We start from the raw sequence: 13,564 nt of genomic DNA, 5'->3' as shown, positions 1-13,564 counted from the left end.
ATTAATTTTGTTTTTGAAAGAGAACAACATCGTTCTCAATACTTATTGTCTGTTTTTTTTTCAGCAATTCCAAGGCGGGCTCCATGTGTTTTGTATTCTCTTTTGTGATCCTGCTGAAGCCAAGCATTTTTGCCACCTCCTTGTAAAGCACATCTTTTGGAATCTCAATATTGCTTTGAAGTAAAGGCAAAAACCCATGTAGAAGTTCTTCTGGTGCAATAGTGGAGGGGTGTCTCTGCTGACCATCTGGTGGCAATCGAAGAGCCTCAACCGATCCAACATCATCTGGAGAATTCCAGAAGAATACCTGACCATTGGATTTAGTTCGATGGATATTTCTAGAGCAAGTTTCTAAAAGTAGGTCTATTCTATTTCCTCTTCGTGTAAATCCCCAGGAGCGGGATATTGTAGAAAAACATTCTTCTCTGGAAACAGGTGCCAAGGATTGAACAAAATCCTTCACCTGGCCACTTACTAAGGTAGGATTCTCAAAAAATTCACCCACAGGAGTTAGATCTATCACTGTAGGGTCAAATAATGAAGAGTTTTTGACTGGCGGTAAATTTTCCTGAAGTACATTAATCTCCTCTTCCTGTTGCTCAGATTCTTTATCTCCCGCAATAAATTCGGAAGTGTCTATTTCTTTAAAGACTTCTTTAATGGCCTCTCTAGGAGCAACTAACAAAGCTTCTAATTCTTGATGTAGCTTATCTATACATTTGCCGCTATCGTACCACCAATCAGTTGACCAAATCCTTAAAATTGTCCAGCCCAGCCCTTCTAACACCATCTGCCTTAGAATATCTCTGTCCCTGGCTGATTTGGCAGAGTGGTAACGTGCACCATCACATTCTATACCTGCCAAGAAACGTCCATGATACTCTGGATGTACTATTCCTAAATCTACACGATATCCACCAACTCCAATCTGTGTTCGCACATTCCAGCCCTTGTTTCTGAGTGCAACAGTAACCTCTTTTTCAAAAAGAGAACCAAACTCATCTTCAATGTTGAAGGATTGTTGTCGAAGAAGAGCTTTATGGCCTTCCTGTGCATATAGCAAATATTCCTTTAGGAGACGTAGTCCTTCTGAGCTGCTTGTGCTAACATCAAGCTCCCGTGGGTGAAAGTTTGAAAATATTTTTACTTCATTTCTGGCTCGAGTCACTGCGACATTTAAACGACGTTCACCTCCTGAATTATTTAATGGACCAAAATTTCGACTTATTTTTCCAAGACTGTCTTTACCGTAGCCTACAGAGAATAAGATCAAATCTCTTTCATCTCCCTGCACATTTTCGAGGTTCTTAACAAAGATATATTCAGGATTATTGGCGTCGAAAAAACTTTCAAATTGTGGCTCCTTCTGCAGACGCGCATCGATTAAATCGCTGATGAGGTTCGCCTGAACTGAGCTGAAAGTAACAACTCCAATAGAGCCGGTGCTCTCTTCTTCTTTTAAACGGCTAAATATTTCATCAACTACAGCATTAGCTTCCCCGCCATTTGTCTTGGATTTCCCTTTATCATAAAAAGCATTCTTACCATTTACTACCTTTAAAGAAACTTTGTCATCTTCAGTATCACTAGCGGGAAAGGTGTGAAGCCTATTATCATAAATGTGATGATTTGAAAAACTGATAAGACTCTCAGAGCGACTTCGATAATGCCACTTCAGAAGCATCTCTGGGTATATACTGCCAAACATTTCAAGAACGCTTTCACAGTCTATCTTTTCATCTGAATCATCTTCTGATTTCATGCTAAAGAAAGCCGTTGGTGGCAATTGTTTTGTGTCTCCGACTATTATTGCCTGTTTTCCTCTAGATAAGGCCCCTATAGCATCCCAAGGTGGTATTTGTGAGGCTTCATCAAAAATGACTATGTCAAAATCTGGGGAAACGGGTAGATACTGACTCACGGACATCGGACTCATGAGGTAGCAAGGCTTGAGGCTTTTAGCTACTGAATCAATCGAATCCAGGAACTTCCGAATAGGAAGATGCCGCCTACTCTTCTTATTTTCCTTCACAATAAGACCCACCGGCGAATCGGGTAAAATCAGATTCCCCATTCTGGGTTTGTCAGCAGATATTTTACCTGAGAGAGCCTTTTTAGTGTAAGTTCTGTATTTGATGTCCAGATTTTTAAAATCAGAATCTAATTTATTGAGTTGAAGACCTGTTGTATTATTTAGTGTATCAGAATCGTCATTTTTTTCTTGTAGCCATTGACGATGAAAGTTATAATTGAAAACCTCGTAGATTTTTGATTTTGAGATCTCTGCTTTATCCACAGCTTCAAAAAGCGGATCTAAACCTGCTACAGAAAGTTCAGACTTCAAAACATTCATTGTGGTAATATCTCTGAACAGTGAAAAAGAGTTTTGAATAGCTTTAAGTTTTTGTGCTAGTTCAGTCGCTTTTACTTCAGCAAATCCAGATTTTAGCTCCAGTTCGTCCTTCAGCAAATTTAGATTTGATCTGAGGTCAGTTAAAAATTCGTGCTTTTGATCAAATTCTTTTTTTATTTCGCTTGATTCCGCCAGGGCTAAGGACCTATTTTCAACCAAGTTGACAATGAAAGTCTTAGCTGAAGCAGCTGTTTCAAAATCTGAAGAGTAGAGGGCTAAAAGATCTTTATTCACATCTTCTGCCCAGGCCATGGCTTTTCGAAATTTCTCATCTTTTGTCAGCTGGTAATCCTCACCTATTGCTTCTTTTACGAAGCGGGAAGCCTTTTCCTCTTTTATTAATCCTTCCTGATATCTTATTCCAGCTTCAAAGTACTGATTATAATTGTCCAGAGGTTCTAATTTATCTTTCAATAGAATTTTGACTCTTCCTTTAAACTTTAGCTTCTTAAAAAACTTGATAAGGAAAAAACCATCCTGAGTTTCCTGTAGTTGCTGCTTCAGCTCATAAAAATTCTCCTGAAACACTTTTGCCTGAAACACCTTCTCCAACTTTTGCCTGATTTCCGCTTGATTTTTTAAGTGTTCTAAATTCTCATAGAATTCTGACTGATATTGTGAGAAATCTCTTTGGTTGAGGAACCCAGATGTAATTTCAGGTGTAGCCAATAGCTTATTTACAAAATCACCCAAGGCTAACCAGTCGACAATTTTCCATTTTGGATTGAGCGGGAGCTTACTATTGGCGTCCCCACTGATTTTTTCAAGCTCCTCAATCAGGGATTTGATTTTGTTCATCAATTGAATTACTACATCTTCGGTTCTGCTATTCCATTCCTTTTTTTGAACTGTGGCCCAAGCTAAATATTCTTCATTTGTTAGACTTCCTGCAAATTCCTCCCAGTTTTTTAATTTTGAAACGAGTTCTCTAAGCATAGCTAGAGGGAATTTCAGAAAACTTTCGAATTTAAGATCTACCTTCGGCATATCGGGATTTCTTGAAGCCAAACCAAAAGCTTTATATGCTGAAATACCTGAAGGACTTACTTCATGAAGTTCCCGGAAGTAGTTATTTAATCCGTCCCTAGAGGTTTTTAATTCTTCTGAAACCTGGTCCCATTCGCCATTAAGGGACTCGGAATTAAATTCCAGAGCATTGTAGAAGCTTTTTACAACTTCCTTCTTTTCTGATTTTTTAGAATGAAGTTCCAGACAAAAAGGACCAATACCAATTTCTTGTAAGCGCCTGTAGACCACTTCTAATGCAACTTTCTTTTCGGAAACAAAGAGTACTCGTTTTCCAATTCCAATGCAGTGAGATATCATGTTAGCTATGGTCTGAGATTTTCCCGTGCCGGGAGGCCCCTGGAGTACAAAACTGTTGCCTTCAGCCGCTGATAGCACTGCAGCCATTTGGGATGAGTCTGCTGACAGAGGGCAATACAGATCCTTAGGATGAAGTAGCTCTTCCACCTTATCTTCTGAAACGAATTCTGGTATTTCATCGGGGGCTTCTGAAGTCATTATCGTGCGAATCACAGGGCTTTTGAGCATATCCTCATAGTGATTATCCAGTTCTTTCCACATGAGGTACTTCTGAAAAGAAAATTCACTGAGCCATACTTCTTCTTTAACTTCCCATCCACGTCTGTCACGAATTATTTTTCTAATAATGTCAAAAATCAATTGAACATTTACTCCAGATTCGTCTTCAGGAAGAGGATCCAAACCAGGGAACTCTAAATCAAAATCTCTTTTTAGTTTTTGAAGAAGAGTATGGTTCAACACGGTATCATCGTCGCGGAGTGACAGGGAAAATTTACCTCCAACTGTTTTTTTCTTGAGGTTAACGGGAAGCAAGAGGAGTGGAGATCTTCTCTCTGTCTGACTTCGATCAGTCTCCTTCCAGGAAAGGATACCTAAAGCAAGGAACAATGTATTAGCCCCAGTTTCTTCTTCTGCATTCACAACCGAACGATAAAGACTGTTCAGTACTGTCTGAAATTTGGTCTCAGATAGTTTAGTTAACAGCTTTTTTCTTTCAAAGTTTAAGGTTATCTGGTCTGTTAGAATCTCTTCTTGATCGGTCCGTTGGAGGTTCAAAGAACTTTGTCTTGGTTCAGGCAATATTTCGAAAGCTGCACCATCAGCAAGTATATCCTCAATTTCATTCGGGCTATGACAAAGGATTTCCACAGTTCCTTTATTAGGGCGAAAGTTCAAAAGGCGATTACGGAAGCTAAGGTCCAGAAGTTTGTCTTTCCACTTATCGAGCTCTTTCTCGCGAGCCTCGATATTTTCAGGTAATTCAAATTCTTTAAAGCTTCGGGTCTCCAATTCCGTTTCTTCCTTTCTTAGCTCTCTTTTCTCCGTTGCCTTATTAGCTAACGATACTGAATCATTTAGGGGATGAATTCTGGCGTGCCGCCGGCAATGAGTCACGTCTATACCACAAATAAAGTTCTCCCCATTTTTAAAGTGGTCTTTACCCAAACTCTCTAATTGAGAAAAACCAATATGAGAATCAGCTGTGGCGCTAGTGATTTCTATAGCTGCCATTTCATCCAGTTCAATCCTTTTCCTGAAAAACTGAGCATCTTCCTCCAAAGGTCGCGGTAGAAATTTATCTTCCAACCAAAAACCCGCATAAGCGTGCCCATGGATTATAAATATTAATGAATGAATCCCCGCCTGTTCTAAACAAGCAGCGTAAAGAAGAGAAATATCCAAACAATTAGCCATTGAGTGTTTAAGGATCTGTTCTGGCGTACGAATTTTTTGACCTGTATCTTCAAAACTGGCGGGAGCCTCTGAATAGGTGATGTTTTCTTCTCGAATAGCCTGATATATTGCCTGAGCTGTTTGATATATCCGTTCACGATCTTTACTTTGATAACCACTCAAAGCAGAATTTCCCGTCAATTCCTTAAGAAAATCCGCAGCCTTTCGATTGATTCGCTGAACGATGTCGCTATTTGGCATTATGTGACTCACCAGAAGTTCAAGTGGCGCCTGTTGCCCTAACCAAACACTCTCTGGCTCGATTTCTAAATCCTGAAAGGTCTGTGATATAATAGTACCCTCTGTGTCCTGTAAATCAACCAAAAATCTTCCCCGGATTTTTTCATTTACGTTTTTAAAGTAGTCCCAGGAGTGACTTATTACTGGATTTTCCACAATAAATATTTCACCGGGAGGAATTGAGGAAATTACAATTTCCCCACTCAAAACGCCTTCTGGATCTGACTTTATCTTTAGTTTCAGATTTTCTAAATGTTCTTCAGTATCGTTACCAATCTGTAACTTTTGAATGAGAGGGATGCGGTTCTGTAAGAGGGCGAGGTTCATTCGCTCTCTAGCTAAGAGTTCCAGTTGAATGTTCATAGTTTTTTACAGTTGGTATTAATTAAATATTCATCTCCTAAAAGGTTAAGCGGAATCGATTCAAAGGATAATTGGTAAGGAGGGGAAATAAATGAAGAGACTGCTCTCAACCGCTTGGTTACCAAATGCGGTTCTAGCAATAGTGAATGTGCTTTAAGCCCTAGCCCTTTGTTCATAATGATGGGTTTTCTAACAGCTGCAACTGTTTTTCTTGGGTAGGGATAATATTGACTCTGCAGCGGCAGTCTTTAAAAATATTCAAAAATTATTAATAATTTGATGAGAATTAAAAAAATATCTTATCATGTTTTTAGTAAAGGAGGTACTGGTCGCTCTCACACAAATTTGCTTGCTAAAAAGATATTTTTTCTTTTGTCTTCAGAGACTTTTAGGGTATGACAGAACAAGCTCTTACAGGTGATTACTTGTACCAGAAGAATCAAAGTCTAATATGTTTTAAGCTCTAACAAGTTAATTAGCTTGAACTACATAAATACTTGCTATTGAGCAGACCTTTTTGGTTTTTGTACAGCTGACTAAAAGTCTGATGGTCGGATCGTTCATATGTTTACCACTTTCTTTAAATAAGTGGTATGTTACATCTGCGGCAATTCCGGTCGCTCCAGTCCGTTTTCAATTCCCCGCTCCAGCACTTTTTTAATTCCCTCGAGGTTTTCTGAGAATTGCATCATTTGTGAAAGTACCTGCGCCATATTGTTTTTGTCCCCAAAGCCTTTGAGTTTGTTGTTCTTTACAAATGTTTCCCTGATGTTGTTCCATCGCAGTTTATCTTCAGGTTTTAGAGCATCTACCAGTTCCTGGAACTTTAGCAGGTTTGCTTCTGCAGAAGAAGTAAGGGTTTGAGACTCGCTTTCATAATGGGAAAGCACCAGTCTTTGCAGTTCCTTCTCATTCATAATAGGGACGACTTTGCTTACCAGTTTGTTCATATCCCGGTAAGATCCCTGGAGTTTAAAAACAGGTTCGATCCTGTATTCATCTTCCATTGCTGCGCTTTTTATGTAAGCGGCGTTTACCTTTAACACAGCGTTACGAATACTAATGACCTTTTCTAAGACAGAAGTATATTCCTGTACTTCCTGGCTGCTATGGTTTCCCTGGAGCTGTGCTTCCTGATTATTGTTTTCGATACGGTCAAGCAAAGTGTAAACATCATCAAAATTGGTGCTGCTAAGCTGCTGCAGGAGAGGGTTTGAAGTAAGGGAATTCTCAATTAAACTGAGCTTAAACAAATGTTCTGTATCTCCAATAATGTCTCCCAGGTTATAAATGTCAGCACGGTTCGCCAGCATATCGGGAATCCTGAACTTATCGCCGGTTTCGGTATATGGATTACCAGCCATGATCACGCAGAATTTCTTTCCGCGAAGGTCATAGGTTTTGGACTTTCCATTAAAGATCCCTTCAATTTTTCGGGTACCATCGGAAAGGGAAATGAATTTTTGAAGAAATTCGGGATTGCAATGCTGAATATCATCCAGGTAAAGCATCACGTTATTGCCCATTTCAAAAGCCAAATTCAGCTTTTTTAACTCCTCCCGTGCTCCGGAATTTGTAGCCGATGCGGGATCTACCGAAGTCACATCATGACCAATCGCAGGTCCATTGATACGCATAAACACCAGTCCCAGGCGATCTGCAATGTATTCCATTAGCGTCGTTTTACCATATCCCGGAGGTGAGATTAGCAAAAGCATTCCGTTACGGTCTGTTCGCGTATTGTCTCCCACTGTTCCCAGCTGCTTTGCAAGGTTGTCTCCAAACAAGGGGAAGTATACCTGGTCAATGAGCTTATTCCTGACAAAAGAAGTGAGTACCCTGGGCTTAAACTCTTCCAGTTTTAAATCTTCTTTCAGTTGCTTTGTCAGCTCCTGTTTTGCATTTCTAAAGGCATTAAAAGCAGGAATATCCTCAGTAATAAATTGCTCCAGTCGGGAAACAAAACTGTGATAATGGAATAGAAAAACCCCTTTTTGTAGGGATGGATGATCCCCTGCCAGGTCTTCAATGGTCACTACAGGAGAAACCGATTTGGTTTTCTGAATAGATTCGTCTTCAAACAAAATGCGGCAAACCACTTCATCAATATAGCTCGTGAACTCAATTGTGCCGGGTTTCTCAGGTTTAGAATTGCTATTGATATAAGCTGAAACCCATTGCCTGATTAGGCGTATTTTATCCTCATAACATTCTGTAGAGTCATAACTCTTTTTGAACCGCAGATCTGCCTGCTGATCTTTTAAGGCTTTTAGAAAATTTTCCTTCAGGTTGTTTGCTACACTGCTGCGTTCAAACTCATCATCATTCTGAAGTTCTTCAAATATATAGGCGGCTATTTCCCCGACGAAAGAAGTGTCAAAAATGCCACTTTCCTCAGCAAATTTTGAAATGTGCTGCGCCAGATTCTCAATTACAAAATCATACTCGCGGGCATCAGGGAATATGCTGAGAACTTCACCGGATGCTTTTATTGTTTTATCCAGCTCTTGTTTTACATTTCCAGGCAGACTGTTCCAGAAGTACTGTGCAAAGGCCCGTATTTGTGGGGGAAAGCGTAATAAACCCAGTTCATGATGCTTATGTACTAAAACCTTCAGGATCTTTGCGGCATCTACATCATGTACGCCTTTTATATAGCCTTCGGAATAATCACTGCTGCTTTCCTGTTGCACGATCTTTATAAGCTCATCGTCTCCGGCCTTTAAAAGTTGTTCCAGAGGCAGTTTTTTGAACATCTTATAGGCCAGGTAAGAAGAACGGTAGACTTTCTGGTTTTCGGAAACAAATTCCTGCTCCCATTGTTTTCTGGAGTTTAAAAGCGTTTCATCCTTCAATTCCTGATAAAAATCGGTGCCGGTCAAATGATAGTAAGGAATGCCATTTTTCAATACAATGGTAAGATCGAGGGGCTGTTTGTTTACTCCGAATTTATGTTTCCCCAGCCTGATTACGTTATCACCGTCCTCGTAAAGATCCAGCTTATCCTTCAGTTTTCGAAGGGCATTTTCCCGCGCCGATTTCAAACTGGTCTCAATTTCTTCAGCTTTCCCAACATCATCCAGCTCTTTCAGCTGCTTAATGATATCCCGCACCTTGTTGATCATAAGATCGGAAGCGAAATATCCCTGTATCTCGGCTGCAGTTCTAAAAGTTTGCACTTTAGACCGGGCTCCTTTCAGTATTCTTTCAGAAGCATTTTGCAGGGCAAGTGCCTTTTTATTTCGCCTTTCAAGCAGGGCGTTCTTCCTGGCTTCAAAGGCCGAATTTACCTCTTCCCGTTTTTCAAGAACGAGCTCAATAAACTCTTCAAAGTCTGTAAACCTGCCCTCCAGTTCTTCAAGCTGAATGGAGAGCTTTGTCTGGTATTCATCACACTTTTCTGGAGTGTTAGCAATATCGAGATAATTGATAATGCTTTGGTCAATTAGTTTTAACTGCGCAGCAAAATCAGCATGAGCCTCTGCACTTCCCAGATTTTTCTTTTTATTCCGAAGCGCAGCCTTCAGTTTATTGATAGTGGAGAAGATCAGGGAAATATTGTGAATGATCCTGGTAGAATGCGACGTGTCTTCTATTTCAAGATTGGAAACAATATCGATCAACATCTCAAGATCGGTTGCGAGCTGGTTGACTTCCTCTTCAAGTTTCTTAACCTCTACTACCTTGTTTATTCCTTCCAGAGCAGCCTCTTTTTCGCCAACGCTGTTGTGATAGGGTTGGAGCGCTTTTTCATCCAGCAGGAACTGAACACAACGTTCTGAAAGTTTCTGAGTATGTTCGGCTATCTTGTTTTCCAGGTTTTGGATGAAGTCTTCGTCGAGGTAACGAATCTCCCTAAGGCTGATCACTTCCCCGCGCAATTTCCGAAGGTCGGTTAACAGAGCTACAAAGTCGTTAATGGATTTGAACGAAGAACTTTTTATCTTTCCGAAGAGTGCATCGGCTCTTTCAGAGATATTTTTCGTTTGATCTGTCGCGTTCTTTTTGAGCTGCACTACCTTCTGAAATTCATCTATTGCAGCATTGGCGGCCTTGTTTATTTCTGAAAGTGGAATATTAAGCTGCTGTGATTCTTTTTCGGGTAACCAGTAGTAGGAATCCAGAACATCTTTGGAGGCGTTTGCGATGTCCAGATACAATCCGTCGTAGTTGTCTTCCTTATTCAGTAGAATGATAAGGCTGTGAACCTCGGCCATTGCCCGAACAATATCTTTGTTCCCAATCTTGTACAGCAGCGTATCTTCGTGCTGGGAAGGCATATAATCCCCTTTTAAAAATGGGGTTTGCCAAATCTGTATCACGTGGTGCCGGGTTTGTTCTTCTTCTTTCCTGAAGTAACATAGCTCTCCGTTTTTCAGCAGGGTGAATCCGCTACATATGATAGGAGTCTGGATTTCCTGGGTGATGATGTTGTAGGACATCAGGTTGTGCAAACCTTCTTCAGGAGAATAGAAAACATACATAAAGTTCTCTCCGTTGGGAGAAGGGATCCGCTGTTCAAATTTCACATCGGGAATGCTGTTGGCAAAAACCTTGTACTCTCCGGTTTGGAGGTAATATCCATTTGGGAAAATGATCCCCTGGTCATCGGGAAGAAGAATACAGGATTCTTTTATACTATCAATCTTTTTTACTTCCCGCAGTTTATGGTTGTACACGAAATATCGCGGAGACTCCTGGAAAGGTTTTATCTCCAGCGCAATTAAATTTCCAACTGCTGCAAAGCGATACTGGCCATCATCAAGCGTCTGGTCCCTGTGCTCCACAGGCTCTGTAAGAATACCCTTTCCATCTTCGGTGTTATTTTCGATTTTAATGGTTAAATCGCCACCAATGGTTTCTACAAACACCCTGTCAAGAATGGAGACGTGAGAATGGGCGCCATAGCGGTGCATATCTCGTGTCACTTCCTGCCACTTGAACTCATGCTGGGGCTGGAACTTATATTCGTGGTCACTGCGATTGTCCACATATTGTATGGATTCTTCCTTAATGAGCCACTTAAAAGTCTTGATATCTGTTGCGCTGTCACTTAGCTGAAAAACCATATGCAGGTAATTCCCAATAATTGCGAACTTGGAGAAAATGGTGTTTCGGTAATACTTGTAGAGGTTAGCAAAATCTGAAATAAACTGATCGTCTTCCAAAATCTCCAGTGTCTTTGGCTCGAGCTTATTATTTTTAAATTCATAAATGCTGAACACATCAGATAACGTGATCTCTGTACGCAGACCAAAATGTACATTATATCCGAGGAGACAGGTATTTCCCAGGGACACAATATCTCGTGCAACACAGTTGTTCTCTGTATTGATACGGTCGTTGGAGATCAATTTTGTCTCCAGGGAGCCAAATACCTTTTTCCGATCTGTATCTAGTTTTTGTAAACGCTCCTGCAGGTCCTTTTTCTGTTTTTGTAGCCTATTCTGAATTACCTCATAGGTTCCTCCATCCAGAGTCTGTGTATTTTTATTTTGTTCCTGTACTGCCATTTTTGGATATCTGCTTATTCTGTCTCACGAAATGTCCAGCAAACATTTTCTTATCCTGATTTCAAAGAAAATTTTGCTTTTGAATATGATAATGAAGTTCCCGAAGCACCTCTCTGCACCGGTTTAAATACAACGCCCTGCAGTGATACAGGGCGCTGTTAATCTTAGATCTTATCTATAGTCTTATCTGAAATACCAAGATCTGTAGCCATTTTAAGCAAATCACTTAAGGTAGATTGCTCGTTAGATCCCTTGACCTTGGTCTTAAGATCCAGTAACAGGTTGGCAACTGTGATGTTCTTAATATCTTCGGAAGAGATACCATACTTATCGGTAAACAGCTTGATCTTTTCAAGCAGATTTCCGTTGGCTTTGTCATCGCCATCACCCAGAACTGCCTGTTTCACATCCTGAATGTTGATACTGTTCTCTACCAGTCGGTCAATACCTTTACCTCTTGTAATTTGTCCCACAATTTGATCGAAGAACATAGTTTCTCCTCCAACAATATCAATTTTTGCTGCTTTAAGAGCGTCTCCAAGAACCTTGGCTTGCGCATCTGCTATATCTTTGTGGATGTTGATGTGGGCAAGATCCACCTGAAGGTCTTTATCCAAACGAAGTTTGAACTCTTCGTGGTCTCTGCCAACGCCGTCCAGTTTTTTCATTGCATTTGCTTTCTCCTCGATTCCGGCAGCATCTGAAAGTGCTTTTTCCTTGATCACTGCTGCTTCGGCAAGTCCATCTTTGCGTTTGGCTTCGGCTTTGGCTTCGATTCCTGCAGCTTCGGCTTTTGCTTTTTTCTCGATGATATTTGCTTCCACAAGTCCCTGCCGCTCGTTGGCATCGGCTTTTGCGTGCATTACCTGTGCTTCAGACATTCCCACTGTGGCTTCTTCTTTCGCCTGGGCTTCAGCAAGGATTTTTCTTGCTTGCGCCTGTTTCTCACTGGCTTCTTTATGAGCAAGTGCTTCGATGTTGATCTCTTCGGCTCTTTGTTTTGCAGCTTCTTTTTGTGCCTCGGCAGACTTAATAGTCTTAATAAGATCTTCCTGTGCAGTAGCTTCAGCAATAGTGATCTTCACCTGCTTATCACGATCGGCAGTTTTGAAAGCCTGGATATCTTTCATATTTTCCTGCTCTTCGACCACACCTTTTTCCAGCATCACCCTGTCGCGGATTACGTCCTGAATGTTTTTCTTCTCAACCTCAACTACTTTTTCTTTCTCTATTTGTGCAAGGGTTACTACTCGCTCTCGCTCTGTAGCTTCCAGTAATCGGTCTTTTTCAACACGTTCAGTTTCTACGGCATCTGTACGCTGCTTGTTTTTAAGGGCAACCAAAATTTGACGCTCCATATTTTCTTCAGCCACTTTGACTTTTTCCTGGGTAGCGATTCGTGCAGTTTCAGATTTAAGACGTTCTTCTTCAGCAACTTTTAAGGTTTCGGCCTCTTCCCTGGACTTGATGTTTGCAATCTCACGTTTTTGCTGCTCTTCTTTTTCAGCTAATTGTTTATCCAGTTCCAGGATTGCTTCACGTGCTTCCACGTCCTGTTTGCGAATGGTTTTTTCCTCATCTCTTTTAATAAGGTTGGCCTTGATGCTTTGAGCTGCAGTTAGTTCGGTAATTTTTTTAATCCCTTCTGCATCAAGGATATTATCTGGTTTTAGTTCTTTAATGGAGGTCTGTTCCAGGAAGTCGATAGCACAATCCTCCAGCGTATAGCCATTTAGATCTGTGCCGATGATGTTTACGATCTCATCTCTAAATTCCCGACGGGCCTCATACAATTCAATAAATTCGAATTTCTTACCTACTGTTTTTAAAGCTTCAGAGAATTTCGCTTCAAAAAGGTCTTCCAGGGTCTCAATTCTGGAAGCTCTGGCAACGCCAATTGTTTGAGCTACTTTCTTGATGTACTCCACATCATTATTGACACGCACGAAAAAAGCAACTTTAATATCTGCACGCATATTGTCTTTACAGATGAGTCCTTCGTGAGCGATACGTTCTATCTGGATTTTCTTTACAGAGACATCCATGATCTCCACTTTATGGAAAACAGGCACTACGTATAATCCTTTGTCGGTTGCCACCTGCGTACCGCCAAAACCGGTCCTGATGAGCGCCTGCCCCTGTGGGACTTTTTTATAAAACATCGCGATTATCGCGAAATAGACTACGACGAGGAAGAGAAGAACTCCTATTCCCAGCCCGATAATTTGTAAAATTGATTCCATTGATTTAATGT

3 protein-coding genes are annotated in these 13,564 nt (G+C 40.7%); all 3 read right to left on the bottom strand.

The window, feature by feature from the left end; translation table 11 throughout:
- Window position 1: 1 nt before the first annotated feature.
- The 3 genes from ACQ93I_RS05085 to ACQ93I_RS05075 all read right to left on the bottom strand — a co-directional run bounded on the left by ACQ93I_RS05085 (window position 2) and on the right by ACQ93I_RS05075 (window position 13,553).
- A complete protein-coding gene (locus ACQ93I_RS05085; protein ID WP_431697472.1) occupies window positions 2–5,797 on the bottom strand; it encodes a DUF4011 domain-containing protein in 5,796 nt (1,931 codons plus the stop codon).
- Window positions 5,798–6,393: 596 nt separating this feature from the next.
- Window positions 6,394–11,310, bottom strand: coding sequence for a DNA repair ATPase (locus ACQ93I_RS05080; RefSeq protein WP_431697471.1), 4,917 nt, complete (start codon window positions 11,308–11,310; stop codon window positions 6,394–6,396).
- A 164-nt stretch (window positions 11,311–11,474) separates the two neighbouring features.
- Window positions 11,475–13,553, bottom strand: a complete 2,079-nt coding sequence (locus tag ACQ93I_RS05075) for an SPFH domain-containing protein (RefSeq protein WP_431697470.1) — start codon at window positions 13,551–13,553, stop codon at window positions 11,475–11,477.
- Between the last annotated feature and the right edge of the window lie 11 nt (window positions 13,554–13,564).

Source organism: Salinimicrobium sp. WS361 (assembly GCF_050750585.1).
GTDB lineage: Bacteria > Bacteroidota > Bacteroidia > Flavobacteriales > Flavobacteriaceae > Salinimicrobium.
The sequence above is the reverse complement of the archived record's forward strand: the minus strand, read 5'-3'. Positions and strand labels throughout refer to the sequence as shown.